This is a genomic window from Nostoc sp. C96 (genome assembly GCF_059384975.1).
Genome location: NZ_CM182020.1, coordinates 533,205 through 559,579 on the forward strand (window position 1 = coordinate 533,205; position 26,375 = coordinate 559,579).

23 protein-coding genes are annotated in these 26,375 nt (G+C 41.4%); 10 read left to right on the forward strand and 13 right to left on the reverse strand.

Annotated elements, in window-relative coordinates; all coding sequences use genetic code 11:
• Positions 1-202 precede the first annotated feature (202 nt).
• A complete protein-coding gene (locus AC504W_RS02340; RefSeq protein ID WP_494876034.1) occupies positions 203-361 on the reverse strand; it encodes a hypothetical protein in 159 nt (52 codons plus the stop codon).
• Positions 362-1,239: 878 nt separating this feature from the next.
• Between AC504W_RS02340 and AC504W_RS02345 the strand changes: the two genes are divergently transcribed.
• The gene (locus AC504W_RS02345; protein WP_494876035.1) at positions 1,240-2,451 is read left to right on the forward strand and encodes a glycosyltransferase family 4 protein; all 1,212 of its coding nucleotides are present in this window, start codon (positions 1,240-1,242) and stop codon (positions 2,449-2,451) included.
• Here the strand turns inward: AC504W_RS02345 and thiS are convergent.
• Together thiS and AC504W_RS02355 are read right to left on the reverse strand one after the other, a co-directional pair.
• A complete protein-coding gene (thiS, locus tag AC504W_RS02350) occupies positions 2,448-2,660 on the reverse strand; it encodes a sulfur carrier protein ThiS (RefSeq protein WP_494876037.1) in 213 nt (70 codons plus the stop codon). The genes AC504W_RS02345 and thiS overlap by 4 nt on opposite strands.
• A 104-nt stretch (positions 2,661-2,764) precedes the next feature.
• On the reverse strand, positions 2,765-3,880 hold the full coding sequence (locus AC504W_RS02355) for a thiamine phosphate synthase (RefSeq protein WP_096584299.1): 1,116 nt from the start codon (positions 3,878-3,880) through the stop codon (positions 2,765-2,767).
• Positions 3,881-4,156: 276 nt separating this feature from the next.
• Here AC504W_RS02355 and AC504W_RS02360 point away from each other — a divergent pair, with 276 nt between their 5' ends.
• The gene (locus tag AC504W_RS02360; protein WP_494876038.1) at positions 4,157-6,016 is read left to right on the forward strand and encodes a DUF1565 domain-containing protein; all 1,860 of its coding nucleotides are present in this window, start codon (positions 4,157-4,159) and stop codon (positions 6,014-6,016) included.
• Between the two features lie 404 nt (positions 6,017-6,420).
• Here the strand turns inward: AC504W_RS02360 and AC504W_RS02365 are convergent, their stop codons facing one another.
• The gene (locus AC504W_RS02365; RefSeq protein WP_494876039.1) at positions 6,421-7,869 is read right to left on the reverse strand and encodes a GTP-binding protein; all 1,449 of its coding nucleotides are present in this window, start codon (positions 7,867-7,869) and stop codon (positions 6,421-6,423) included.
• A 205-nt stretch (positions 7,870-8,074) separates the two neighbouring features.
• Here AC504W_RS02365 and tpiA point away from each other — a divergent pair, with 205 nt between their 5' ends.
• Positions 8,075-8,800 carry a triose-phosphate isomerase gene (tpiA, locus tag AC504W_RS02370; protein WP_494878535.1) on the forward strand — a complete coding sequence of 242 codons (726 nt, stop codon included), beginning with the start codon at positions 8,075-8,077 and terminating at the stop codon, positions 8,798-8,800.
• A gap of 123 nt (positions 8,801-8,923) precedes the next feature.
• Positions 8,924-9,763 carry a dihydropteroate synthase gene (folP, locus tag AC504W_RS02375; RefSeq protein WP_494876040.1) on the forward strand — a complete coding sequence of 280 codons (840 nt, stop codon included), beginning with the start codon at positions 8,924-8,926 and terminating at the stop codon, positions 9,761-9,763.
• A 262-nt stretch (positions 9,764-10,025) separates the two neighbouring features.
• Here folP and AC504W_RS02380 read toward each other — a convergent pair whose 3' ends face one another.
• The 4 genes from AC504W_RS02380 to AC504W_RS02395 all read right to left on the reverse strand — a co-directional run bounded on the left by AC504W_RS02380 (position 10,026) and on the right by AC504W_RS02395 (position 15,621).
• Positions 10,026-10,856 carry an SPFH domain-containing protein gene (locus AC504W_RS02380; RefSeq protein ID WP_494876041.1) on the reverse strand — a complete coding sequence of 277 codons (831 nt, stop codon included), beginning with the start codon at positions 10,854-10,856 and terminating at the stop codon, positions 10,026-10,028.
• 211 nt (positions 10,857-11,067) lie between these two features.
• Positions 11,068-12,726: an alpha/beta hydrolase gene (locus tag AC504W_RS02385; protein WP_494876043.1), complete on the reverse strand. Its 1,659-nt coding sequence runs from the start codon at positions 12,724-12,726 to the stop codon at positions 11,068-11,070.
• Positions 12,727-12,806: 80 nt separating this feature from the next.
• Positions 12,807-14,318, reverse strand: a complete 1,512-nt coding sequence (locus tag AC504W_RS02390; protein ID WP_494876044.1) for a polysaccharide biosynthesis/export family protein — start codon at positions 14,316-14,318, stop codon at positions 12,807-12,809.
• Positions 14,319-14,640: 322 nt separating this feature from the next.
• On the reverse strand, positions 14,641-15,621 hold the full coding sequence (locus tag AC504W_RS02395) for an ABC transporter ATP-binding protein (RefSeq protein ID WP_494876045.1): 981 nt from the start codon (positions 15,619-15,621) through the stop codon (positions 14,641-14,643).
• Between the two features lie 227 nt (positions 15,622-15,848).
• Here AC504W_RS02395 and AC504W_RS02400 point away from each other — a divergent pair, with 227 nt between their 5' ends.
• The 3 genes from AC504W_RS02400 to AC504W_RS02410 all read left to right on the forward strand — a co-directional run bounded on the left by AC504W_RS02400 (position 15,849) and on the right by AC504W_RS02410 (position 17,542).
• On the forward strand, positions 15,849-16,457 hold the full coding sequence (locus AC504W_RS02400) for a calcium-binding protein (RefSeq protein WP_015113303.1): 609 nt from the start codon (positions 15,849-15,851) through the stop codon (positions 16,455-16,457).
• 194 nt (positions 16,458-16,651) lie between these two features.
• On the forward strand, positions 16,652-16,795 hold the full coding sequence (locus tag AC504W_RS02405) for a hypothetical protein (protein ID WP_494876046.1): 144 nt from the start codon (positions 16,652-16,654) through the stop codon (positions 16,793-16,795).
• Between the two features lie 120 nt (positions 16,796-16,915).
• A complete protein-coding gene (locus AC504W_RS02410) occupies positions 16,916-17,542 on the forward strand; it encodes a hypothetical protein (protein WP_494876047.1) in 627 nt (208 codons plus the stop codon).
• An 84-nt stretch (positions 17,543-17,626) separates the two neighbouring features.
• Here the strand turns inward: AC504W_RS02410 and hisB are convergent, their stop codons facing one another.
• Together hisB and fabI are read right to left on the reverse strand one after the other, a co-directional pair.
• Positions 17,627-18,277 (reverse strand): imidazoleglycerol-phosphate dehydratase HisB, encoded by a 651-nt coding sequence (gene hisB / locus AC504W_RS02415; protein ID WP_494876049.1) that lies wholly within the window; start codon positions 18,275-18,277, stop codon positions 17,627-17,629.
• 181 nt (positions 18,278-18,458) lie between these two features.
• The gene (fabI, locus tag AC504W_RS02420; protein ID WP_096584271.1) at positions 18,459-19,235 is read right to left on the reverse strand and encodes an enoyl-ACP reductase FabI; all 777 of its coding nucleotides are present in this window, start codon (positions 19,233-19,235) and stop codon (positions 18,459-18,461) included.
• An 840-nt stretch (positions 19,236-20,075) separates the two neighbouring features.
• Between fabI and ntcA the strand changes: the two genes are divergently transcribed.
• The 3 genes from ntcA (at position 20,076) to AC504W_RS02435 (ending at position 23,071) form a co-directional block, all read left to right on the forward strand.
• Entirely contained in the window at positions 20,076-20,747 is a 672-nt protein-coding gene (ntcA, locus tag AC504W_RS02425; RefSeq protein WP_015113299.1) for a global nitrogen regulator NtcA, read from the forward strand.
• A 262-nt stretch (positions 20,748-21,009) separates the two neighbouring features.
• Positions 21,010-22,500: a DUF3084 domain-containing protein gene (locus AC504W_RS02430; RefSeq protein WP_494876051.1), complete on the forward strand. Its 1,491-nt coding sequence runs from the start codon at positions 21,010-21,012 to the stop codon at positions 22,498-22,500.
• A 118-nt stretch (positions 22,501-22,618) separates the two neighbouring features.
• Positions 22,619-23,071 carry a pre-16S rRNA-processing nuclease YqgF gene (locus AC504W_RS02435; RefSeq protein ID WP_494876052.1) on the forward strand — a complete coding sequence of 151 codons (453 nt, stop codon included), beginning with the start codon at positions 22,619-22,621 and terminating at the stop codon, positions 23,069-23,071.
• A 34-nt stretch (positions 23,072-23,105) separates the two neighbouring features.
• On the opposite strand, the gene AC504W_RS02440 is transcribed toward AC504W_RS02435, so the two are convergent.
• The 3 genes from AC504W_RS02440 to AC504W_RS02450 all read right to left on the reverse strand — a co-directional run bounded on the left by AC504W_RS02440 (position 23,106) and on the right by AC504W_RS02450 (position 26,093).
• Positions 23,106-23,369 carry a DUF3146 family protein gene (locus AC504W_RS02440; RefSeq protein WP_062287265.1) on the reverse strand — a complete coding sequence of 88 codons (264 nt, stop codon included), beginning with the start codon at positions 23,367-23,369 and terminating at the stop codon, positions 23,106-23,108.
• 283 nt (positions 23,370-23,652) lie between these two features.
• Positions 23,653-24,981 carry a hypothetical protein gene (locus AC504W_RS02445; RefSeq protein ID WP_494876053.1) on the reverse strand — a complete coding sequence of 443 codons (1,329 nt, stop codon included), beginning with the start codon at positions 24,979-24,981 and terminating at the stop codon, positions 23,653-23,655.
• A 14-nt stretch (positions 24,982-24,995) separates the two neighbouring features.
• A complete protein-coding gene (locus AC504W_RS02450; protein WP_494876054.1) occupies positions 24,996-26,093 on the reverse strand; it encodes a cysteine synthase family protein in 1,098 nt (365 codons plus the stop codon).
• Positions 26,094-26,375 lie beyond the last annotated feature (282 nt).

Below are 26,375 nucleotides of genomic sequence, written 5' to 3' on the forward strand. Positions count from 1 at the left end.
CAGTAGCTTTTTGTAACATCATTAACTGTTGCTACATCTTCAATTTACCGCGACTTATCCCAGGTACACAGCAGACGGAGGGGGGATTTCTGTAGTAGATTACCGTACCTTGGAACTTATGCTTGATAGTAGGAACTTTGGGATCAATTAATAATTGCCGTCAAATCAGGCTACAGGTAGACGGCAGAATTTAATTCTCCAGTTAAGACAAACTACTGCGATCGCACAGATTTTCAATTGAATTATTTGTAACGAAGACTATACTTATTCCCACACCATCAACACAAAAAATCTCTTTGTCAGGTTCGCTGGCTAAATATCTATAGTTTTGATTGAAAAACTCTGTGGCATTTTGGCTCATTATCAGCCATAATCTCAGCTAAACTATCACATACCAAGATTTTTCTGACTTTCTGTAGCTTCTGGGCGCAATTTTTTTGGCTATTGCCTAAAGAGAAATTGTCTAAATAGAGTCAATTGTTACCAAAATCTATAATTAACAAACACTTCACACAAATAACAAGCCAATCTCTATTTTTAATGTTTTAAAATATTTTTTAAGGCTTGTTAATACATTCACTCAAAACCAACAGAATTGAGAATAATGTTTCTCACAGCCTAGAACTAGAGAGTGGTAATTTGGAATGCTAATATCTTGTATCAGTCTAATTTAATTAAAATTTGTAAACACCACTTTGACAAAAATTATAGCTATTTAACGTTGATCTCCATCCAAATTTTGAATTTAGCTCAACGATAAATCAGCAAATATTAGGTTATAGAATACCAAAATTATCCAGTACAAACTGCTACAAGTAGATGACGCTGTGCTTGTGCCAATCTCGTTTAGCTAAAATATACTTAAAGGGAAAATTAGATACATAACTCATAATTTACCTAATGGCAAGATAGAAATAAATTGAGATTCCACATATAGTGGAAATAACAACAAGCTTAAGCAGAATTATCAAAGCAAATTTGTTACCAAAACAACTTACAGTAGTGGTTTTCACCTTGTTCAACTTCAGTAAGTTATTGGTGATTATAACTGCTGTTAAGCAATCAATTGTGCTGGGATATTCAGAATGAGGATAAATCTGGCTGACATTAATCTTAAAAAGCAAGAGCGCTTACGAGTTGGGGAATATCATGGGTTAGAGCTAACTTATAAGCGGCTTTTTTACTTAACTTTAGTATGCAAAATCACAAACTTTTTTACTTAAAGTTACCAAAGTTAACATGGAACATATTTCTCAACTCACAACAAACATTAGAGAAAAAACATCATGTCCCGATATTTTAGTTATATCGCGTCTATTCTTACCAAAAGAAGCGGTTATTAGTGAATATCTCTACAATCGTTGTCTTCAAGATCCCGAACGAATTATTGTTTTAACTGCTAGTTGTGCAGGTGATAAAAAATTTGATGAGACTCAACAGTTTCCTATTTATCGCTGGCCAAGCTCACAATACTGGCTAGGAGGATTTTGGGGAAATATTCTCAACCCTTTGATAAATCTAGTTTGGTCATTTGTATTAGCAGTCAAACTCTATTTTCGTTATCACTATCGTTATATAGAATGGGGACACACTTACGAATTTCCTGCCCTATTATTATTAAGCTATCTGTTACCTATCCGCTTTTTTATTTATTTGCATGGTCATGATATTCGCCCTGTTTTAGGCAACCCAGTGTGGCGATCGCTGTTTAAATTAACATTGTCACGCGCCACAGGAATTGTTTGTAACAGCGCCTTTACCAGAGATTACCTCAGAAACGCGTTCCGCCTGCAAACTCCTACCCATGTAATTCATCCTGTAGTTAGACCTGAGAAATTTAGTGTCGGGACAAACCACAGCAATCTCGATGATTTACGCATGAAAGTGCGTCAAACTTACAATATTCCCCCAACAGCAATTGTCATTCTTTCAGTTGGACAACTGGTAAAACATAAAAGCTTTGAACGGGTGATTGAGAATCTGCCATTATTGCTAACTATTGGGATAGATGTTCACTACATACTCTGTGGTCAAGGTGCTTGTGAGTCACAACTGAAAACTCTAGCGCAACGTTTGCGCGTAGACCAGCGGGTACACTTTGCTGGCCAAGTACCTGACAACGAGTTAGCAGGTTACTATGCGGCTTGTGATATCTTTGCCATGCTGACTTTGCATGATCCCAAAGCGAGATTTATTGATGGTTTTGGTGTGACATATTTAGAAGCAAGTTACTTTGGTAAGCCTGTAATTGCTTCGCGTTTAGGTTCTGTAATTGAGGTCGTGAGTCACGAAGAGAACGGTCTATTAGTTAACCCTAAATCTGGCTATGAAGTTTTTCAAGCCTTTAAACGCTTGTGTCAAGACCAGCAATTGCGCGAACAACTTGGTCGCAAGGGTAAAGAATTAGCAAGGCGCAAAACTCTTCACCGGATGCTTTATCAAGAAAATTAACCACCGCCAACAATGGTGACAACTTCCAAGCGATCGCCTGGCTGTACTATAGTTTGTGACCAAAATTGGCGATGCAAAATTTCCCCGTTATACTCCACCGCCACCAAGCGCGGGTTAAAACCCAACTGCTGTAATAAATCAGGTAACAACGATGGAGAGAAACAAACGCGGGTTTCTCCATTTACCTGAAGGGTAATTTGCTCGGACATAAAATCAAGTATGAACTATGAAGTATGAAGTATGAAATATTATCTGATTGACTCCTAGTGACTATTGACTATTGACTATTGACTATTGACCATTGACTCCCCACTCAATTTTGAATGCTTTCTTGTTGTGGTTTGACTCGATTTAGCTGAGATAGCAAGTATTGGGTAACTAAAGTAGGCTGTTCCGCTTGCATGAGCGATCGCACCACCGCCACCCTTTCGGCTCCCGCATCAATGACATCATTGATATTATTGGCATCAATGCCGCCAATGGCAAACCAAGGTATAGGACTATTTTGAGCAGCGTACCGGACATATTCTAAGCCGGCTGCGGCCTTACCTGCTTTCGTGGGAGTTTCATAAATCGGGCCGACACCGATATAATCTGCACCGTCGGTAATGGCTTTTTGCATTTCTTCAGAATTAGTGGTGGAACGACCAATTATCTTCTGTGGCCCCAATAATTGTCGCGCCATAGCGATTGGCATATCCTGTTGTCCCAGATGTACGCCATCGGCATCTATGGCTAAAGCTAAATCTACGCGATCGTTCATAATAAACAAAGCGCCGTAAGCATGACATAGTTGCCGGAGTTTAGTGGCTTGTTCTAGCCGTACAGTGTCATCGGCGTTTTTATCCCGATACTGCAATAAGGTTAATCCGCCTTTGAGTGCAGATTCCACCGTAGCTAACAAAGTATCTGATGGGGATGTGACTAAATATAAATGCGATCGCCACAATAATTGATGACGCTGATAACCCATCAAATTGCTTTCTAGGGTGTAAACCCGATAGCGCATCTGCTTAAAAGCTTTGCCCATGTTTAAGTTATGCAGCTTACCGTATTCTTCCAATACTCGCAATGCTTCTTGGACACGGCAAAAGTTAGCTTGCAATAACGACTTAATCCCAGAACGTTGTTCTTCTTGAGGATGGGATAATTCAGTACCGATATCTCCTACTGTATCTCGCGCCGCCCGGATTTCCGCCGTATGCCATTTAGCTAACTCTTGTCGTAGGTATTTGCATTCCCCTGCTAACTGGACATTATTCAACCCAAAACGACACCACTCCTCAATGATGCGTAAGCCTTCACGAGTGCGGTCTAAATTAGCATCTAATATGCGGTAAACAACTTGCTGTATTTGCTCTTTTTGGCTATACGGCTCGACCATTACCACAACTCCATTAGTGCTTTCATAATAGTCAGCCTCTTTCATATATGCAATATTTTTAGCATCGTTAATTTACTAAGCAAGAGGTCTGAAGAACATAAAAGTATGAAGTGTGAAGTATGAAGTATGTAGATACTCTTTGGGTAAGCTTCCCGGAGGGTAATTTCATATTTCAGCCTTTACCTTTCACCTTTGATAATCTCTTCATTAATTACTTTGTCTTCAAAATAGCCAATCGGTCAATATTGTGGGTAACATTATCGACATAATACTGTCTAAGGGTATAAGACTTTATTGTTATTTCTCAGGAGTATTGTAAAAATGGCTTCCCCCAATGTGTCTGGTCAACATCGGCGACTGGCGCTTAAGCGAGTAACCCTTAATCAACCGCATCCATCTCTGGAGTTAGGTATACCTATAGCTTTTAGTTATTCATTTATGCTGTATGTGCTTGGTATGGGATTGGCAGGCTTAACTTTGCTGGCAATCAACAGTAGCGCTGTTGCTCAGATGCCATCTATACCAGATCCGATGCCCCTTGGTGAAAGAACACTTTCTCAGGTTAATGTCCTATTTGTCAACCCAAGTATCGGGGATGACACTACAGGTAATGGCAGCGATCGCACTCCTTTTAAAACTATTACTCAAGCAATACGAGTTTCTTCAGGCAATACAGTAATTATGCTGGCACCTGGTAATTACAGTGCCGAAACTGGAGAAATGTTCCCCTTAATACTACGCTCTGGAATTACCATTCAAGGTGATGCAAGTAACAAAGGCAGTGGAATTACGATTCAAGGTGGTGGTACATATCTAAGTCGTAGCTATGGTGGGCAGAATGTGACGATTGTGGCTGCAAACCAAGCTGAGTTAACTGGGGTGACAGTCACCAATGCTAATCCCCGCGGTTATGGTTTGTGGATAGAATCAAGCAACCCCGTCATTTCCAACAATACATTTACAGGAAATACCCAAGATGGTGTGGCTGTCAGTGGTAATGGCACACCGATAATTAGTAAAAATTATTTTTATCGTAATGGAGCCAACGGTATTACCCTCAGTGGTAGTTCTCAGGCTAAGGTACAGGAAAATATTTTTCAAGAAACAGGTTATGGGGTAAATATCACCCAAAATGCCGCACCTGTAGTTATAGGTAATCAAATTCAAAACAATCGTTCGGGAATTTTAGTCCAAGGAAAGGCGCGTCCAATTGTTCGCAATAATTTAATTGCAGGTAGTCAAGAAGATGGTTTAGTGGCGATCGCCCAAGCGATGCCAGATTTAGGTACTATTACAGAAGCTGGTGGTAACGAATTTCGCAATAATACTCGCTATGATATTAACGCTAGTGCGGCCAAAGAAGCGATCGCAGCTACAGGCAATACTTTAATTGATAACCGCATCGCAGGTAAAGTAGATTTTAACGCTCAAACTGCTGCTATTACTGATAACCCTCCACCAACTACACCAAACACAGTTATCTCGGCAATCCCTACTAATCAAGAAATTACCTTTTCTGCCACCGAAGTTCCTCCAGCACCTAATCCTGTCGCCACATTACCGACAAAACCCATTACGCCCAAGAAATCTCCACAACAAAAATTAACTCCTCCCCCTGGCGGCTTCCCGATACCCAGCAGCTTAGTTGGACAACAACCACCAACCAACACTCAAGTTACTCCCACAGCTAAAATTACAACCCTACCAGTCCAGCAACCATCATCCCGACAGTTCAATTACGTGCAGATTGAACCTAACACCATTGAATTTGCTGCACCCGACTCTATACAAACACCAAGTACAACATTACCCAGTCGAGGTCAAGCATCAGCCTTGATTTCTCCAGGTAGCGCAGCCCTTTTACCAGTTCCCAACGGCAATGTTCCCCTTGGCGATACGCGTAACCTGCGAAAAGTCCCAGTTCCTCAAACGGATACAACTGCTTACACTCAAAGTTATTTACAACCTGTCAGTGGCATACGTTACCGCGTCATTGTCGAAGTAGCAAACGAACAAGAACAGGAATTAGTGCGATATGTTGCCCCAGGTGCATTTTCTACCATCTGGCAAGGGCGCAAAGTTATGCAAGCAGGAGTATTTAGCAATCGCTCTAACGCTGATGAGATGTTAAAAAATCTCACCAGCAATGGTTTGCGAACTATTATTGAGCCTTTGAATTAAACTCAATAACTTTAGGGTGGGCAATATCCACCTGATTTCATCAATTTGTGGCGAATTAATGGTTAAAATTTCTACGCAAAGTGGCGCAAAGGTAATACCATTTCACTTTAAGTTTGATACAAATAAACCGCAGGGGGCAGGGAGCAGGGGGAAAGAATGAAAAACCCATAAATTTGTATCATTTTTTTCGTGAAACGGTATAAGCGCAGAGGAGTGCAAAGTTGGTATAAGTCGATGAGTCCTGATTTTACTATGTAGCTATAGACAAGGTGGTAAGGACATCATTAGGCAATAAAAGTTCTATGAACGACTCATATCATGTCCGGCAAATCAGTTATGATTCAGCATACCTGTGCAGAAAGACAAAACTCTTCTTCCCCCTGCTCCCTGCTCCCTGCCCTTTGTTATACTTTCAACTTCAATTGCAACTCATCTTTAATGCGGTTGAGAATAGAGGCTTCATCAAGGTTAGCCAAAATTTTACTAATGACTGCTTTTGGCCCTTCTGGCCCCCAAGTTGCGCCATTGGCTAAATAAGCTTTAGTAACTTGACCAATGCCGTAAGAAGATACACCAGCTACACCAGCTTGGGTCAATGCAACTGTGACGTAAGGCGCAAGGGTAACGCCTGCTGTAACTGGTGCAGAAATGCCAAGTAGGGTTTTCAAACCACTTAAACCCAAGTTGGCGAGTAATTCACTGACACCAATACCGCCCATACTCAGGGCAATTTTTTGCAGTAATCTGACAGCACCAGCTTCGGTCATCGGCATAGCGTAGAGTTTGGATAAACCTAAAATTAAAGCAATATCAATCACTATGCTACTCAGTATATCTACTATCGTGACTGGATTGAGAGCGATCGCCAGTGCTTTAGCCATCACAGCTTTCCAAATCAACTGATTGGCATTCTGTTCCCGAATCAAGAGTTTGCGTTGTACCAGTTGCTCATTGACTGTATCTGCATACAACATTGAATTAAGGGCGACTAAAGCTTTACCCTCACGCTGCAAAATCTCTAATATTTTCAGCTTCAATTCTTCTACTTGGGCATTCCCAGTCCGCATCTGCAAGCCTCTACTACCATCAGGGCGAATTACCGCTGTCTTGACCAATGGTGAGGCGGCTGACATGACGATTTCTAAAGGCGTGAGTAATTCCTTGACCCTTTCATCTCGAATTTTTTCATAAATTGCTAGGCGATCGGCTGCGGGATATTGGTCTACTTTGTTAAACACCAAAATTATCGGTTTCCCAGCTTCTCGCAACTGAGAAAGGGCTTGGTGTTCGATTTTAGTCATGTCTCCCGAAATCACAAACAAAATCAAATCGGCTTGTTTAGCGATTTGTTCCGCCAAAGCTGTACGAGTTTCACCATCAATTTCATCCAACCCAGGCGTATCAATGAGTTCTACCTGAGATTGACCCACACTCGGTAAAGTGACTCGCAAAGCTCGTTCTGTCGTACCAATTAGTTCTTCGTGAATACTCCAATTAACCCGCTGTGCGGCGCGAGTCACACCATGTAAAGGGCCAGTTTCAAATACAGGTTGTCCCACCAAAGCATTCAACAGAGACGATTTACCCCGTCCTACCATCCCAAAAGCAGCAATCTGCACAACCATCCGGTCTAACTTTGCCAGCATAATTTCTAAATCAGCCAGTTCGGTTTCTAACCCTGCTTTTTCTCGTGGTGTCAAGTCAAGATTAGCTACCAAGTTTCGCAGTGCTGTTTGCGCTTGTTTATAATTCAGTTCCGCTTGAATGTCTTCAAAGCTAAAAATAGCACTATCTAGTTCTTCCTCCCAGTTAGGCGAGTTGCTTTGGTCTGGTTCTGGCAATTTAGAAGGCATGATAATCGGAGATTTTTGATTTACCTCATTTTTATCCTAGTTATTTTTACAGAATATGAGGGAAATTGTCTTCATAGACTGGCACTAATGAAAAGATAACTCACTCCGCGATCGCTCTTTCATTTCTTGATGGGCTTGGAGTGTCATAAAAAGTAGTAGAGTGAAAATTGCATCTATTAGCGTTAGGAATTTGACTACATCACCTGTGCGGAAAATTGTTATTGCCGGTAACTGGAAAATGTTTAAAACCCAGGCAGAGACTCAAGATTTCTTGCGAGGGTTTCTGCCTCATTTAGACGAAACGCCTGATGAGCGAGAAGTATTATTGTGTCCTCCTTTCACCGATTTAAACATTTTGTCTCAAAGTTTGCATGGCAGCCGTGTACAACTGGGAGCGCAAAATGTTCACTGGGAAGATTCTGGAGCTTACACTGGTGAAATTGCCGCCCAGATGCTCACAGAAATTGGTGTCCGTTATGTAATTGTCGGTCATAGCGAACGACGGCAATTTTTTGGCGAAACAGACGAGACAGTTAATCTGCGTCTGAAAGCTGCTCAAAAACATGGTCTAACCCCAGTTTTGTGTGTAGGGGAAACCAAACAACAACGCGATGCAGGACAAACAGAATCACTCATTACTACTCAGCTAGACAAAGACCTAGTGAATGTAGATCAAGATAATTTGGTAATTGCCTATGAACCAATTTGGGCAATTGGAACTGGTGATACTTGTGAAGCAAAAGAAGCTAACCGAGTTATTGGCTTAATTCGCAGTCAATTAAAAAACACCAATGTTTCGATTCAATACGGCGGCTCAGTCAAGCCTAATAATATTGATGAGATCATGGCTCAACCAGAAATTGACGGCGTGCTTGTGGGAGGAGCCAGTCTAGAACCTGAAAGTTTTGCCCGAATTGTCAACTATCAGTAGTCTTATGTGTAACGCCTTTTCCCTGGCTCTACCAGGGAATGGGAATCCCAATTTTGAATTTTGGATTTTAGATTTTTGATTGTAAAAGTATTTAACATACAAGGCCGCTAAGATCAGTTTCGTATGTCTGGTAACTTAATAGTTCGCGGGCGTTGTTTTGAATGGGGACAACGCACTTATTTAATGGGTGTGCTGAATGTGACACCTGATAGTTTTAGTGATGGGGGGGATTTTAATAGTAAATCTGCGGCGTTAACTCAAGCACAAGCAATGGTAGCTGCTGGTGCTGATATGATTGATGTGGGTGGACAATCAACTCGACCGGGTGCAGAACAAATTACCCTGGATGAAGAATTACAGCGAGTTATCCCCATAGTACAGACGCTACGCTCGGAAATAACAGTGCCAATTTCTGTAGATACAACTAGAGCAGATGTAGCAAAAGCCGCAATCGAAGCTGGAGCCGATATTGTTAATGATATTTCCGGTGGGACATTTGATGTTGAGATGTTGCCGACAGTTGCTAGTTTAAATGTGCCGATAGTATTGATGCACATTCGCGGAACACCTCAGACAATGCAGCAAATGACAGAGTATGAAGATTTGCTGGCGGAGATGATAACTTTTTTAACAAGACAAATTACGGCAGCCACCAAAGCAGGTATTGACCTAGAGAAAATTATTATTGATCCGGGGATTGGTTTTGCTAAGAACTACGAGCAAAATTTACAGCTTTTGCGGAACTTGCGATCGCTCACATCATTAAACTGCCCTATCTTAGTTGGTGTATCGCGTAAAAGTTTTATTGGACGGATTCTCAATCAACCAAATCCCAAAGCACGCGCCTGGGGAACAGCAGCGGCTTGTTGTGCTGCTATTGCCAACGGTGCTGATATTCTGCGAATTCACGATGTCAAAGAAATGCGTGAAGTCTCCCTAGTTGCGGATACGTTGTTCCGATAAAGGGATTAGAGGCTAGTACAAAAAGGCTGAAGTCTGAAGTCTGAAATGAAGAAACTCTTATAGTGAGCTTTTCAGCAATTTATAATGGTTGCTTTATTTTCACTAACCTGTTCTAAAGGTTAGAGACTAGTATTTGTTACTCAGCACTCAGCGAGAACTTGCGTGCGGAGAGAACTTGCGTGCGCGGTTTCCCCGCGTTGAGCAAAGTTCGGCGGGTTCCCCGCGTTGAGCAAAGTTCGGTGACTCAGCACTCAGCACTTTTTCAAGTTTGACCATTCCCGTTCCCTTCAGTACCTACAGTATCACCCAGCATTTGATCTAATGCTCCTTCAGAGACGCTGGGGTTAAGAAATACGATTTTGGCATTAGTACTAGCACTAAGTTTTTGACTTGCTTCTAAATGATCTTGAGCCACTAGATACCGCAGAATTTCTTTGGTTTCTGGTTTAGCAGTGATAGCTTCCGAAAGGATACGGATTGATTCTTTTGTAGCTTCGGCGCGTTTAATAGCGGCTTGTCTGTCGCCTTCAGCTTCTAAAATAGCTGCTTGTTTTTTAATTTCCGCCGCTTGTTGTTCGGCCATTGATTTCTGCACACTTTCTGGCGGTGTAATGCTTTGAATATCCACACGGATAATCTTCACACCCCATTTTTTACTTGTCTCATTCACAATCTGCAACAGTGATTGGTTCATTTGATTTCTAGCAGAAGTGGTTTCCGATAATGTTCTATCGGCAATGTGAGTACGGAGTTCAACTGTGACTAAGTTCGATAAAGCCACCTGCATATCTTCAACTTTATAAAAGCTGTCTTCCATGCTGGTAATTTGCCAAGTGACAACACCATCAACTTCCAAATAGACGTTATCTTTAGTAATTACTTTTTGAGGCTTAATGTCTAAAATTTGCTCTCTGGTGGTATCTTCCATCACAATCTGATCCACAAAAGGCACAATAAAGTTTAAGCCTGGTCTAAGTGTGCGGTGTCTTTGTCCTAAGCGTTCAACTAAGGCTTCATTACCTTCATTAATAATTTTGGCAGATCCTAACGCATAGCCTACAAGCGCTAAGACTATAGCAATAATTGGCTCCATAGATGCTCCTATGTAGTAATTGGGAGAATTAACTGTTAAGGATATGGTATTTCTCCTACCTTTTAGTCTAATCTCTAGAGTTTGTGCTTTTATAAGCACTCACTCGCAAACCCAGCATCTGTAAATTTGCTGTGTTTTAAGCAGATAAGAAAGATTGGCAGAATGCGATCGTTATTAAAGCACCTTGATAACATACTGGCAAGAAATTGACTCACTTCACCGCTAAATCCAGCCAAGGTTTGACATTTGTAGGTAAATCAGCATTCAGGCGTAAGGGTAATTCTGGTGTAGATAGAGACTGAGCATAAGCTGCTGTGAGAAATGGTTGGTAAGTCTGAGCCTCTGGTGTGAGTTGCTTGACAAAAGCTAAACTGACACCACGAATTAGCTGACGCAAGGGTTGGGTTTGTGCGCCGCGCTTTTCTGAAATAATTTGGGAAGCTTCACCAGTAGAATATGCGGGGTCAAGAATGCTTAAATGAGTCGCACCAATGGCGGTTAACAAATATTTATTACCCCGTAACTGAGTAAAAGGTCTAATTTGGTGAGTTAAGGCAGGAGTTAAAGCATCTTCAGTCGCGGTCAAAATTAACACAGGCTTGTTAATCCGCGAGAGTCCCTGTTTACCAAAAAGTTTACCTGTAAGGGGGTTAAGTGCGATCGCACTTTTAACTCGCTCATCTTGCAACTGGAATTTTTTCCCTTTTAACGGTGTAGCTGCACATTGCAACCAATCACCAAGGGGGTCAACCAAGCTGAGAGAAGTTTTGCAAAATTGTCGTACTTCCTCTAAATTAATTTCTCCACCAACCAAAGCTAAAGCGGTATAACCTCCCAAAGAATGACCAATGACAGTTACTTTCTCGGTGTTGAGTTTTCCTTGCAGTTGTCCTGGTTGAGTGTTGAGAATCGCCAGTTCGTTGAGTAAAAAACTCACATCCTTGGGTCGGTCAATAAATTCTGTAGCTGGGAGTAATTTTGCTAAATCTCCTTGATTAGCAGCGTTGCTAATTGCCACACCATTACTCCCAGGATGTTCAATAGCGGCTACGCTGATGCCATGAGAAGCTAAATGACGCGCTAAATAGCTGGCAAATCGACGGTTAGCTCCAAAGCCGTGGGAAATCACTACTAGTGGTGCTGTGGTGTCTGTTGTTTGACTCCAGTAAATATCTACCGGAATACTACGTTGACGTTGTTTGTCTTGTAAAGTGAGTGTTTGCTGTTGTACTGGTGCTTGGCCTGTGGCTGCGGGGTCGAAAGTCGGCTGAAAGGGTGTATTAATTTTAACTGCTAAATTTCTGGCGAGGATACTGCCGAGGGCTTGATTTTGTAAGTTGTTGGGGTTAAAGTCCGTGGCAATTTGTAATATTTGAGTTGCGTCTAGGCTAATATTTTCCGTTGGGTAGGCTTTGAGGAAACTCACAACGCTCAAACCATTGACTTGCCGCAGACCGATACTCATCGTTGCTTGCAAACTTTCGACTGTACTGCCGGGAATAGCTGCTGTTAAGGATGTAATCAATTGTTTGCCTTGTGGCAAAAGAGTTAATTCATCGACAAATTTGTCAGCAAATTTTGGATCTACTTGCACTCGTCGATTGAGTAAGCCGCGCAATTCTGGTGTAAATAAAGATTCGTAAGCTTGGAGAGTTTTGGATAGTGTACCAGTTTTCGCAAATTTTTCGATATCCGCGATCGCCACAGATTGCTGAAACGGGCCAAACCGAATAGTTACTGTTTCCGCAGCTAAAGTAGCTGGTATTGCTACACCCGAACTTAAAACCAGACCCAAACTAAATAACAAACCTTGCAAGAACGAACGCTTGCAAGGTTTGTTGCTTGGTTGAAACTGCAAAGAAGCTGCCATTTTCTTTGAACCAAAAGATTACCAGCTATGGGGACGAATAAATATGGAGTATTGTCCCCAATTTTTAGCTGTATCCTCAACTAAAATCCTGTGAAAAGTCTCAACACATTCAAAATCACACCAAAGGGGCCAGCGATAGCACCTAAAGTTTCACTAGTCTTAGTCAAACCATTACGGCCAACTATAATCACATCGTTATTTCGCAGAATGGGATTAGTCGCCTCGTTAATTCCATCAGCAAAATTGACTTTGACAACGCGTTTGGTGACAGAACCATCAGGATTCAGCCGCACCAAATCTACAGCGGCTCTACTGGCTCTGGCATCATTAAAACCACCAGCAGCTAACAAAGCTTGGTTTAAAGAACTATTGGGCTTAATCTCTGTAGCGCCTGGTCTTTTCACTTCACCGACAACACCCACTTGAATGGTGTTCGGAGACAAAGTTGTATTCGCTAGTTGGGTCGCTTCTGCGGCAGTCACATCAGTAGCAGTAGGGATCACAATTGTATCGCCGTCTTGCACAATAATGTCTTGATTGACATCACCACTCTGGAGTAATTGCCAAAGATTAACATCAATGTTTTGTTCACCACCAGTTCTAGTAGGACGACGGAGTTTAAGACTGCGAATGTCAGCTTGTCCGGTGATTCCACCCGCTAATTGAATTGCTCTGGTGACTGTAGGTAAGCCACCTGCTCCTGCTTCTGCACCGCCACCACCTGTGGTCACAAGATAAGAGCCAGGACGGTTGACTTCACCAATAATAGCTACAGTCCGGGGTGTGCTAGGACTAGCAGCAAAGTTGCTGGCGGCTAAATTACGCGCTTCAGCTTTATCGAAGTTAGATGCAGTCGGTACAAAGATAGTGTCTCCATCCCGCAATGTAATATCTTGACCTATCTGACCTGTCTGCACAGCCTCTTTTAAGTTGAGGCTCACAAGTTGTTCGCCACTGCGTCCTACTTTCCGGCGTACTTGTACTTGAGTGACATCAGCTGCTAGGGTCACGCCCTGGGCTGTGGTTAAAGCTGCTAAAACAGTTGGGTATTGTACGCCAGGATTATCCCCTGCGCCACCACTTAAGCTGAGAGTATAAGAACCAGGCCTTGTAACTTCTCCCGCAACAAAGATATTAATGGGGCGCGGTGATAACAGATTGACGGAAATTAAAGGACGTTTTAAATAACGGGAGTATCTTCTGGCAATTTCATCAGATGCTTGTTCAGTTGTTAACCCCAAAACTGGAACACTGCCAATCAGAGGTAAAGTGATTGCTCCACCGGGAGGAATTTGATATTCGCCTGTGTATTCCGGCACTTCAAATACATTAACCCGGATGCGATCGCCTCCACCTAAAGTATAATTAGTGTCTAGTTGCTGTGTAGTTGCTGGTGATATCTGTTGTGGCGGAATAATTGGTGTTCTATTCGGCGGTAGCGTTTGTGGTGTTGGTATTACTGGTTTTGAAGCTGGTAATACTGGTTGTCCCTGAGCTAGGCTGACGGGCGACACAGCAAAATTGATAGCTGTACAAAAAGCCACACCCATAACTGGCTGGGTGAGGAATTTCCATAAACCTGTGTTAAACATATTTACCTTAGACTCTGAGACTACGATCGGCAAAGTACTGTCTAAACATTTTAATTTGACTATACTTAAGTATTCCCGTTTCCCGACAATCTTATTTTCCTTGAAGGATACTCTTTTCCGGAAGCATAATTATTTATCAGAGTTGAATTTTTGGTAAAGTTAGCTTAAAGTTCAACTTACGGAGATGCGTATTCAGCATTTATTAATACAGGTTGTGATGGTAATTTACAAGCTAAGTAAGTGACTCAGATCCCCGAATTTTTAAAGCAGTCGGGGATCTAAAATCGAAAATTTAAAATGTGTTATTGAATATCAAAAATTACTAAACAGAGGTATTTTGTTGTTTAATCTTTTGAATAAAAAAGTCTTCCAGAGAATGACGCGCTAAATCCAAAGAAATGATTTTAGCTTCCATTAAGCGAAGACTATCAAGAAAATCATAGTAATCAGCTTGTAAAGTTCCCTGCCAAGAACCATCATGGTTAAATACAAGATTAGGTATCCATTTGTGGAGAATTTCTTGATCGCCACCGTTACCTTTTACTTGGTAAGCATTAGTACTACCTAATAATTCATGGAGGGAACCAGCGCAAATTAACTCACCTTTGGCGAGAATGGCAATGCGATCGCAAATTTGCTCAACTTCACTCAGAATGTGACTGTTAAAGAAGATTGTCTTCCCGGCGGCTTTTAACCCTAAAATGATTTCGCGCATTTGATAGCGTCCTAGAGGGTCAAGACCAGACATCGGTTCATCTAAAAATATCAGTTCTGGGTCGTTAATTAACGCCTGCGCCATACCGACACGCTGTAGCATTCCCTTAGAGTAACGCCGCATTTGTTTTTTGCGTGCATCAGCTAAAGGTAGACCGACTAATTGTAAAAGTTGAGGAATGCGATCGCGCTGAATAGGACGAGGAATTTGGAACAGTCCAGCCGCTAACTCTAAAAATTCCCAGCCCGTGAGATAATCATATAAATAAGGGTTTTCTGGCAGATAGCCGATACTTTGCTTGACTTGGCGATCGCCCAATGGTTTACCCAACAATAATCCCCGTCCCGCACTCGGACGGATAATTCCCAGCAAAAGTTTTAATAAAGTGGTTTTACCAGCACCATTCGGCCCCAATAAACCAAAAGTTTCCCCCTGATAAACCGTCAAAGAACAGCCTTTGAGAGATACAACTTTTTGATTCAGCCAAAAGCCACTGCGGTAGACTTTTCTCAAATCAAAAGTTGACACAACAGGCGTAATATCTGTAGTTTGCGGTTGAGAATCGGGTGTGTCTACAGCAGACTTCATATAGTTTTAATTACTACTGACCAAAGTTATAGCTTGCCAGTATAACTTACATAGCAAAAGTTCCAACTGATTAGTGTTGGCTATCATGAGATTTTTCTCATAAAAGTTTCATAATTAATTCATAATACGGTGCAAAAGTTTTACCAGAGTTAAGGGCAAGGTTGAGTCTCAAGCTGTAAACTACCCCAACTTATATCCAATCACTTCACGATCTGACAAAAAATCATATGGCACTAATAGTTGGAAACGATAGTGACAATCGCTTAAGAGGGACATCTGGCTCAGACACAGTTAGAGGAAGAAATGGAAACGATATTCTTGAAGGGTTTGGAGGTGCAGACACGCTTCTAGGCGGCAAGAATGACGATTTACTTTTTGGTGGTTTAGGTTCTGATATCTTATCTGGTGATGGAGAAACTACAGCAACCAACCAACCTGAAAAAGGAAATGATGTTCTCATAGGTGGTTCAGGCACTGATACTCTAATTGCATGGGGAGATGACATCCTCGTAGGCGGAGGCTCAAATCAATATGATTCTCAGCTAATCTCTAACTTGAAAAACGATCCGTTCAGTACTCGAATTACGGCAGATAGACAAGCAGACAGGTTCATCGCTATCAATAAAGATGCGATCGATTACACACTAACAATAGTGGACTATGAAGTTGGTATAGACAGGATTGACCTAAGAGGATTTGGTATAAGAAACGCGAGGAACTTTGAGGAAATCCAAGATAAAGGCGGCTGGTTTGAGGCTATCACTCCTGAAGTGAATGGCGCACAGCTTGTTCTCCGAATTAATGTCAATCCCACATCGCTGACTTACATCTTATAAGAGTCGATGAATGTTAACGTAAGTCTCGCCAATGTACACGTTAACCCACCAAGCACTACCTGACAGCTATAAGGTATAAGTTTATTTGCGCGAGTTGGTAAGCAACACAACCCATTATGTAAGCTTATCAACTCGCGCAGGTGGGTTTTGCCTGTATAGCTACGATTTCCAGTCTCTCATACCATTTCACTAATGTGACTTCGCCTTGCTTGTTGAACACCCAACCAGTAGCAGGCGAAATTGTTACAGTCTCAGCAGCCTTTTGCGGTCTAGCAGCACGATTTACTGAACCATTTTGTGGTTATGCTGCCATAGTTAAACAATATTTTGAGTGCTGAGTGATGAGGTGGATAAGACGGATGAGGCGATCGCAAACACAACTCTTCTTGTTATAACTATTTGCTTTGCAATAAATCTTAGTTATAAAGGATACAACAATTACTCTGTTGATGAGATCAATGAAAATCCATCGACTCTGGAAGACATTTGTCCTTATTTGTTTAACATTAATATGCCTGATTATTTGGAATAACTTTCAATCACCAGATTATCAGCGAGCTAAGTTATGCCGCAGTGTTCAACCTTTAACGGAAATCAAAGTTAAGCATTACGATAATCTGGGAATTTATTGGCAGAGTGGCACATTTACCAGAAAAGTTTCTCTGGATATAAAAGGCGAAATCAAAGTAATTATTTTTCCTAGAGGACTTTCACCGCAAACTTGGTCAAAGATATCTTCATCATCGATTCAATATATTGGTAAAGGTGGTGATGATAGTTGGCAAGAATGGTTACGTCCTGATTATTTTTATCTGCTTGAAGTTCCTCAACAAGCTACAGCCTTAGCTTTTGGCAGACTGTGTTATCGCAATGGCGATGTAGAAGTTGAGTCAATCAAAAAGCTGACACCAACTGCTCTGGGAAAAATAAGTATCAATGACAAAATTTATCTTTCTCATTTATACCCATTACCAAAAATTAGTTCATCTACTGTCATTGTGAATACAGGCAGTAATCGTCTAGATACTCTTGGCACTCAAACAGAAGTATATTTCACGGCAGTAAAACTTCCAGCAGAAAATTAGACTTCAGAAAATCTGGATTGCATAGATAAAAAGCAATGTCATTAGTCATTTGTATTTACAAATAACTAATGACTAATGACTAATTTATAAAACACCTTTAGAACTAGGAATTGTCCCAGCACGACGGGGGTCAAATTCGGTTGCCATCCGCATAGCTCTAGCAAATGCTTTAAATGTTGCTTCAATAATGTGATGGGAATTAATACCATCTAACTGACGAATGTGCAGTGTCATTTGGCTATGATTCACCAATGCCACAAAAAATTCCCGCACTAGCTGAGTATCATAGGTTCCCACGCGTTGTGTAGGAATTTGTAAGCCGTAACTTAGGTGAGGTCGTCCAGAAAAATCTAACGCCACTTGTATCAAAGCTTCATCTAATGGTGCTAAAAAATTACCAAAGCGGACAATACCTTTTCTATCACCCAATGCTTGATGCAAAGCTTGTCCTAAAGTTATACCCACATCTTCATTAGTATGATGATCATCAATTTCCCAATCTCCCTTGGCTTTGACATCTAAATCAATCAAACCGTGAGAGGAAATTTGATGCAACATGTGGTCTAAAAATGGAACACCAGTTGCAGCATGACATTTTCCCGTGCCATCTAAATTAATAGTTACTTGCACATCAGTTTCACCAGTCACGCGGTGAACAGAAGCAATACGAGCAGTTGTAATTGATGAAACTTGGTGCAGAACAGAATCTTTATTAGAGATATCGCTAATTTGCATAGTTGTTAATAAGGGAGTAGGAAGTTAAAAGTAAAAAAGCAAAAGTAAAAAAACACTTCTTTTACCCTTCGGGTTTACCACTTGCTTCTCCTAATCGGAGACGCTGCGCGAACAAGCCGGGAAACCCGTCCAACGCAGTGGTTCACCTTTTTACTTTTAACTTTTGACTTGAGTAATACTATTACATTCCCATAATTTCATATCCTGCATCCACGTACAGAACTTGCCCAGTAATACCACTGGATAAATCACTGCACAAGAAAGCTGCCGTATTACCTACTTCTTGTTGAGTGACTGTACGTCGCAGAGGCGCTACCTGTTCTACATGATGAATCATATCTAAAATTCCACCAACTGCCGAAGATGCCAAAGTCCGAATTGGCCCGGCTGAGATGGCATTTACACGAATATTTTCTGGGCCGAGTTCTGCTGCTAGATAACGCACACTCGCTTCTAAACCAGCCTTAGCTACTCCCATCACATTGTAGTTAGGAATAGCTCTAACGCCACCAAGATAAGTCAAGGTGACAATGCTACCACCTTCTGTCATTAACGGTTTAGCTGCACCGCTTAACTGTACTAAAGAATAGGTACTAATTTCTAAAGCTGTATTGAAACCAGAACGAGAGGTTTGGCTAAAACCTCCAGTCAAGTCATCTTTGTTGGCAAAAGCCAGACAGTGGATCAGAATATCTAACTTGCCCCATTTTTCCCGCACTGCCTCAAAGGTAGAGTGAATCTGTTCGTCGTTTTGAACATTACAAGGCACAAATAAGCTGGGATTGAGAGGTTCTACCAATTCCGCAACTTTTTTCTCCATTTTGCCACGTTCATCGGGCAGGTAAGTAATACCTAAATTAGCGCCGGCTGCGTGCAATTGTTGAGCGATACCCCAAGCGATGGAGCGATTATTGGCAATACCTGTAACAAGGGCGTTTTTTCCAGTCAGATTCAGCATACAAATTATTAACAGGATCAATCATGATGAAGATGTCCGAACAGTATCAAATATTTTTCTTTATCCCCATAGCACAGTGTGGCGTTCACGACCCTACTATTCAAAAAATAAACGCATTTTGAACAATAGTTGCTTTCACGAAAGTTGGTTTGACAACGCGATGACTGTTTTTGACTTGGGCGTAGCTGTAATAGCTTTTCTTTTCCAAAAGGAAATAATACCCTTGAGTCTAAATTCTTTAGGGGAATTGAGGATACTTCAACTGCTGAATGTATCACCTGGGACTTTTCAGACATCCTTTTAGGAGGATACTAGAAACTGAGGCCTGTTTTGCTGGGTTGAACACAGGATTTAGAAAAATCATGTTTAACAAGAAAGAATACATGGGTCAGTGGCCAGAATTCTCTCATTGAATCTTGGGTTACTGGCGGAGGAATAAACTGTGAAACACTACACCAAATTGAAAATTTGCTGGTGCTTCTAGGTAACAGATATTTTTCCTCAAGGATTGATTTTGACTCGCAATTGTGAATTGTGAATTCTTCTTTAAATCAACAAGTGCGTTTCCTGCATAAAAAATTGTCTGCTATTCCTGAAGATATTCTCAAGATATAATGAATTTTTTTGCAAAAAACCTGATGAATAGGAGTTTGTAAGTACTTATAACAACTACTAGCTAAAAAGGTGAAAAATTATGTATCATTATGAACAAATAACTCTGATGTTTGGTATTTGAGTATAGGAAAGTACAGAAAGGTTGACGGTGATTTATTGATTTTTCAGGTGTATTCTTAGGTAATCAGTTTATTTGTTTTTCCGGCATTGGGTAGGGGAAGGGAGATGATCGTGACACAAGATAAAGCCCTAGCAAATGTTTTTCGTCAGATGGCAACTGGCGCGTTTCCGCCTGTTGTGGAAACGTTTGAACGCAACAAAACGATCTTTTTTCCGGGCGATCCTGCTGAACGAGTTTATTTTCTTCTTAAGGGTGCTGTAAAACTTTCCAGGGTATACGAAGCAGGAGAAGAAATAACAGTAGCGTTGTTACGGGAAAATAGTGTTTTTGGTGTGTTGTCTTTGCTGACAGGAAATAAGTCGGATCGATTTTACCATGCTGTTGCATTTACACCTGTAGAATTGCTGTCAGCACCAATCGAACAAGTAGAGCAAGCACTCAAGGAAAATCCAGAATTATCAATGTTAATGCTGCGGGGTCTGTCTTCGCGGATTTTACAGACAGAGATGATGATTGAAACTCTAGCTCACCGAGATATGGGTTCAAGATTGGTGAGTTTTTTATTAATTCTTTGTCGTGATTTTGGTGTTCCTTGTGCAGATGGAATCACAATTGATCTAAAGCTATCTCATCAGGCGATCGCAGAAGCAATTGGTTCGACTCGCGTGACGGTCACTAGATTACTTGGTGATTTACGTGAAAAGAAAATGATTTCTATTCATAAAAAGAAGATTACTGTGCATAAACCTGTTAGCTTAAGTAGACAGTTCACGTAAACAAGAATTTCAGAAGTCAGAAGTGAGGAGTCAGAACAAAAACGTTATTCATTCTGAATTTGGGCTGACTGACGGCTGAATTATTTGTTGTTCAAAGCAATTGGAGGTAGTGGAGTTGGCAATTATTGTGTTTTTGCAGATAATACCCATAGCTGGAGTTAAATCATAAATTGATGAATCTTCGCTATTGCCAATCATCCATCCTCCACAGACAATGGTCGAAAGTAGTAGGCTGTATCTGGAACCATTTCGGTAGCTGAAGATGACCACCGGGTACATCCTCATAGCGGCAATTTTAATTTTGGGAGGCGTAATTGCCACTGTGGGCGATCGCATTGGCACACGGGTTGGCAAAGCACGCCTCTCACTATTCAAGCTTCGGCCAAAAAATACGGCGGTAGTGGTGACAATTTTTACTGGGGGTTTAATTTCGGCTTCCACTCTAGGAATTTTGTTTGCGGCTGATGAAGGATTGCGTAAGGGTGTCTTTGAATTAGAAGATATTCAAAAAGACCTGAGAAACAAACGAGAGCAACTTAAAACCGCAGAAACGCAAAAAAGCCAAGTAGAGAAAGAGTTAAGCCAAGCGAGAGTTGAACAAACCAAAGCACAACAAGATTTACAGATAATTAATAAATCGTTGCAAGCGGCAAATGCTAAACAACGAGAAACCCAAGCGAAACTCAACCAAACTATTAGCCGCCAAGCCCAAACACAGGCGCAACTGCAACGCACTCAAGGGCGTTTGAATCAAGTAGCAACTCAATATCAACAAGCCAGATCAGAATTACAAAACGTTTACAATCAGAGAAAAGCCCTACAAGTGGCTGTAGGACAATTAAAGGCAGAACAACAAAGATTGTACGCAGAGGCGAAAAAGGCAATTGATGAAGCGAAAGCAGCCATTACAAAACGCGATCGCGAACTCGCCAACCGCCAAGAAATTATTGAAAAACGCGATCTCAAAATTGCCCAACTAGATAAACTCATTCAAAATCGTAATTTAGAAATTACTGCACGGGAACAAGTTATTGCGACGCGTGAGTCTCGCCTCAAAGAATTAGAAAGACAACAGGATTATTTAGAGCAGGAAGTCGCCAGACTAGAAAAATACTATCAGTCTTATCAAGACCTGCGTTTAGGCAAGTTGGCGTTGGTTCGTGGTCAAGTTTTGGCTGGTGCTGTGATTCAAGTTAACCAAGCTACTGCGGCTCGTCAGGCGGTGTTGCAACTTTTAGGTGATGCTAACCAAAATGCGATTTTTCAATTAACTGAACCAAGTGCAAAACCAGAAAATACCCAAATTCTGCGTGTGACTCCAGAAAGAGTTGAGCAGTTGATTAGACAAATTAGCGATGGTAGAGAATATGTTGTGCGAATTTTCTCCGCAGGCAATTACGTCAGAGGCGAAAAACAGATAGAATTCTTTGGAGATGCTGCACGCAATATATTAGTCTTTGCAGGAGGAGAGGTATTAGCTAGTACCAGTGCTGATCCTAGAAGTATGTCATCTTATGAGCTACGGCAAAGGCTAGATTTACTCATTTCTGCTTCCCAATTTCGGGCTAGGAATGCTGGTATTGTGGAAAGTGTGCAAGTAGATGGAACTTTTTTGCGCTTTATCAACCAATTAAGACAATACGATCAGCCTTTAGAGATTAAAGCGATCGCCTCAGAAGATACTTATACAGCAGGGCCTCTGCGAGTTAAATTATTAGCTATCCAAAACGGCAAAGTCATTTTCAGTACGTGAAATACCCAAACAATAGGAATTAGAAGTTACAGGTTAAAGCTCAGTAACCATCGGTAATTGCTAAAAACTTTTTTTATATATTTCGCTGTACCCAGTTGAAAATTTTAGTTGATTGAACATGAATTTAAATGAATTCTCGCCAACTCAACCAGTAATTCTTGGCTTTGATCCTGGTAAAGATAAGTGTGGTTTAGCCGTAATGGGATTAGATCGGCAACTGCATTATCATCAGGTTGTACTTGCACAAGAAGCGATCGCCAATATAGAAACCCTAAGACAAAAATATCCTGTTTCCTTACTAGTTATGGGTAATCAGACCACAGCCAAGCAGTGGAAACAAAAATTACAACAAGAATTATTACAACCTTTAAATATCATGTTAGTAGATGAGCGATATTCTACCTTAGAAGCACGCGATCGTTATTGGCAAATGTATCCGCCCCAAGGACTCACAAAACTATTACCAAAGGGGATGCGCCAACCACCCAGACCAATAGATGACATTGTGGCTATCTTATTAATTGAAAGATATTTAAATCGCTTGACAGAATCAGCAGTTAATAGTCAATAGTCAATGGTTCTGATCTCTCCCTTGCCTTGTATCCTCATAATTCTGCTCGGATAGTAAAAGCATAATCCCCTCCTGGTTCCAACTGATAATCTTGTTTTTCTAAAAAGCGCCCAAGAGGTTCTTTGATTAAAGCGCGGCCTTGGGATGGCTTCACAGACAGTTCTCCACGGCGGAAATGCCACTGGAAATGCCACTCAAAATCCCCCGCGCTAACTTCGCCCTCAAGAAAGCCGTGTTGCCAGGATTGGCGCGTAATTCTGACATGGGCAGTAGTTTCTGGCAAACGTTTTGCACTCACAATGCTTTAGATAAAGTGTGGAATAAAAGCAAACAATATAGTCTATTTCTTTTATTTACCAAACTTAGCGTAATTCGACAAACTGACCAAAGTGAGTATTTATTTTTGGGTACTAAGCCGAACGACTGAAGTAGCGGCTAAACAGACTGGATGGTAATTGGACGGCGGTGTTGGTTTTATAGTATAGAAGAATTTGTTTTAGGTTGTGTTAGCAACTATGTGTTGCACCATGCTTTTTGTTGCGTATTAATAGTGCCATAGTTGCTAGTAAAAATGAATCCAGTTATTTCTTTTTAAGTGCGAAAAACAGCACTATTATTTCACTCATCACACCCGCCAGCATTCCATAGGCTGCTGAAGTAGCTCCGCTATGTTTGGTAAAAATCAAACTTCCACATACTACTAAAGTAAAGGTCGCAGCAACGACTGTTGCCAAGTTGATAAACCAATTCTTGCCCTTGTGAATAAGTAGCCCCTGAAACGTATTTTGCAGAGCCAAGAGTAGGGGAAAACATGAGAGTATTTGTATAACTGGACGAGATGCTTCTACAAGAGAGGGATTATTTCCCAAAAACTGACGCAGTAAAAATAATCCTTGGTCTGTAAACCCCAGCAAAAACGGTATCAAAGTAAAACTCAGTCCGACAATAATTACAAAAGCAGCAAGTGTTCGCTGCGAAGTTTCTTCATAAGCAGAAATTACCACTTGTTGAATCATACGTGTACCGTTAGCGATTGAAAGCAGTAGCCCCCAGGTCGCAGGCCAGACAGCGAGTGCAAGACTACCATCGAATGAACGTGCAATGAGACTTAAGAGTATGGCTCTTGCACCCCAAACAATCAGCATTGTTGAGGCTAAAGGTAGATAGTAAGATGTGACTTCTGGCAAGGTTTGAGGCAGTTTCTTAGTCTCAGAATATCCTTGGTGTTTAAGAATAGAAATAGCACCAAGACGCAGACAAAACCATGTGACCAATACTGCTTCAATAAGTATTGCTCCCATCATGGTGATACCTGCGAGCATTGCGCCATCTAATCGCAAATTTACTCCCACTACCAGTGACACAATTACCCAAGCCAATCGCGCTACACTTGCCCAACCTACGGCTATGCTCTTTTGAGCGCGAATCAGTAACCCTTGAAAGAATCGCCGCCAAGCAATCACGAAAGGCCACAGAAACATTAGCAGAAAAGCCGTTCTTCCTCTAGCGGCAATTGATGAGCTAACGCCGAATACATCAAGTAGTAGCCAGTTATACAAAGGTTCGCAAGTGAGTAACAGAAAGATACTACTAAGAACTAGTCCCGCAATTATCGTAAACTGCCAAAGTGCGCGTCGAGATTTGGCTTGGCCTCCTAGTGCGGTTGAGGCATGAAGAATCATGATAATGGGGCTTTCTAGAAATACAGCAACACCTTTGACTACCCCGACTCCGGCTAATGTCTCTTGGGGAAAGGCTAGGCGACTCAGTGCAGATGTCTGAAGCGGATCTCCGAGAGTCATTGCCACATCAGATAGGGAAAGTGGAATAAACTGGGTGAGTAGTGCTAGGAGCGATCGCCCTGAACTGATTTGATTACCTTCTTGTTTAGGGTGGGGAGAAGAGTTCATTTTATTTTTCAGCACTACTTAAAATACACGGGACTTAGTGAAGCGATCGCATCCTCAAGATGTGAGTGTTGTTTCAGAGTAAATCCATGACGCTCAAGCCAATCGGCATCATAAACTGTCTCAAGATATCTGTCCCCTCGGTCTGGATTGATCATCAGAATCCGCGCACCCTCGCCCAGTTCATGCGCCAGATGCAAGCCACCAGCTACAATTGCCCCTGTTGATGCACCCAGAAGCAATCCCTCACGACGTGCAAGGGCGTGACAGACTGAATAAGCTAAATCTTCTGGTACTATGTAAGCGCGATCGAGTAGCGAAAGATCGAGATTTGGTGGAAAGAAAGATAAGCCAATGCCCGTCATCTTGTATGGTTTTGCTGGCGTTCCCATAATCACTGAACCCACCACATCAACACCAACAATGCGTATGTTTGGGAATCGCGGTTTCAGATAACGAGCTATTCCCATTATTTGTCCCGCCGTACTCACACCAACTACTACAGCATCAAGCTCATCAGCAAAGTGAGCTTCAATTTCCCGCGCAGTGTAATACGAATGTGCCTCAGTATTCAAAGGATTCAAGTGCTGACATGAATACCAAGCATCGGGAATAATGGCTGCAAGCTCTTTTGCCCGTTTCATTCGTGCCTTTTGCATAGATCCCGATTCGTCTGCTTCATGTAGCGGGACATCGACAAGTTCAGCACCATACGCTTTCAACATTCGCCTAAAGGGCGGAGGAGTTTTCGCATCGACGACAATCATCACTCGATACCCTCGGACTGCTCCTACCATCGCCAATCCTACACCAAAATTTCCTGAACTGGACTCGATAATCGTACCACCAGGTACAAGCAACCCTTCCTCCTCTGCACGCGTCACGAGATAAACTGCATTTTTTTCCTTAATTGATCCACCGGGATTACAACTTTCCAATTTCAAGAAGCATTCTGCGATCGCACAGACAGGAGAAATATTTCTGAGTTTGACAATCGGAACATTACCTAAAGCCTGGGTAACATCAGTAGCCGTAGTATTTTTCCATTTACTATGGTTGCTCCACTGAGGGCTGAAAACGCTTTCCAAGAATGAAGATTTTGCCAAATAATTCATATTAATTACCCAAAAATTTTAAAATTATTACAAATTCTCATAGCTATATGAACTTGTTCATTGGATTTGATTTTATTGCAATATAACCACTGCATTGTTTTCTTTAAAACAAGAGGAATAACTATTGCTTGTATAGTTCATTTCTTTTTGAATCTATTCAATTTGCTTAAAAATAAATAGCAATTATGTTGGAATCGATAAATATATAGGTAAGCATTTCAAGTATGCCCATAAAAATATTGATATCCATTACGGAATTGACATATTTTTATGTTGAAGGAT

What these genes read in the sequence shown, in the direction of transcription:
- AC504W_RS02340 (WP_494876034.1), bottom strand. Translation starts at nt 361, where the DNA reads ATGAGCCAAAATGCCACAGAGTTTTTCAATCAAAACTATAGATATTTA.
- AC504W_RS02345 (WP_494876035.1), top strand. Translation starts at nt 1,240, where the DNA reads ATGGAACATATTTCTCAACTCACAACAAACATTAGAGAAAAAACATCA.
- thiS (WP_494876037.1), bottom strand. Translation starts at nt 2,660, where the DNA reads ATGTCCGAGCAAATTACCCTTCAGGTAAATGGAGAAACCCGCGTTTGT.
- AC504W_RS02355 (WP_096584299.1), bottom strand. Translation starts at nt 3,880, where the DNA reads ATGAAAGAGGCTGACTATTATGAAAGCACTAATGGAGTTGTGGTAATG.
- AC504W_RS02360 (WP_494876038.1), top strand. Translation starts at nt 4,157, where the DNA reads ATGGCTTCCCCCAATGTGTCTGGTCAACATCGGCGACTGGCGCTTAAG.
- AC504W_RS02365 (WP_494876039.1), bottom strand. Translation starts at nt 7,869, where the DNA reads ATGCCTTCTAAATTGCCAGAACCAGACCAAAGCAACTCGCCTAACTGG.
- folP (WP_494876040.1), top strand. Translation starts at nt 8,924, where the DNA reads ATGTCTGGTAACTTAATAGTTCGCGGGCGTTGTTTTGAATGGGGACAA.
- AC504W_RS02380 (WP_494876041.1), bottom strand. Translation starts at nt 10,856, where the DNA reads ATGGAGCCAATTATTGCTATAGTCTTAGCGCTTGTAGGCTATGCGTTA.
- AC504W_RS02385 (WP_494876043.1), bottom strand. Translation starts at nt 12,726, where the DNA reads ATGGCAGCTTCTTTGCAGTTTCAACCAAGCAACAAACCTTGCAAGCGT.
- AC504W_RS02390 (WP_494876044.1), bottom strand. Translation starts at nt 14,318, where the DNA reads ATGTTTAACACAGGTTTATGGAAATTCCTCACCCAGCCAGTTATGGGT.
- AC504W_RS02395 (WP_494876045.1), bottom strand. Translation starts at nt 15,621, where the DNA reads ATGAAGTCTGCTGTAGACACACCCGATTCTCAACCGCAAACTACAGAT.
- AC504W_RS02400 (WP_015113303.1), top strand. Translation starts at nt 15,849, where the DNA reads ATGGCACTAATAGTTGGAAACGATAGTGACAATCGCTTAAGAGGGACA.
- AC504W_RS02410 (WP_494876047.1), top strand. Translation starts at nt 16,916, where the DNA reads ATGAAAATCCATCGACTCTGGAAGACATTTGTCCTTATTTGTTTAACA.
- hisB (WP_494876049.1), bottom strand. Translation starts at nt 18,277, where the DNA reads ATGCAAATTAGCGATATCTCTAATAAAGATTCTGTTCTGCACCAAGTT.
- fabI (WP_096584271.1), bottom strand. Translation starts at nt 19,235, where the DNA reads ATGCTGAATCTGACTGGAAAAAACGCCCTTGTTACAGGTATTGCCAAT.
- ntcA (WP_015113299.1), top strand. Translation starts at nt 20,076, where the DNA reads ATGATCGTGACACAAGATAAAGCCCTAGCAAATGTTTTTCGTCAGATG.
- AC504W_RS02430 (WP_494876051.1), top strand. Translation starts at nt 21,010, where the DNA reads ATGACCACCGGGTACATCCTCATAGCGGCAATTTTAATTTTGGGAGGC.
- AC504W_RS02435 (WP_494876052.1), top strand. Translation starts at nt 22,619, where the DNA reads ATGAATTTAAATGAATTCTCGCCAACTCAACCAGTAATTCTTGGCTTT.
- AC504W_RS02445 (WP_494876053.1), bottom strand. Translation starts at nt 24,981, where the DNA reads ATGAACTCTTCTCCCCACCCTAAACAAGAAGGTAATCAAATCAGTTCA.
- AC504W_RS02450 (WP_494876054.1), bottom strand. Translation starts at nt 26,093, where the DNA reads ATGAATTATTTGGCAAAATCTTCATTCTTGGAAAGCGTTTTCAGCCCT.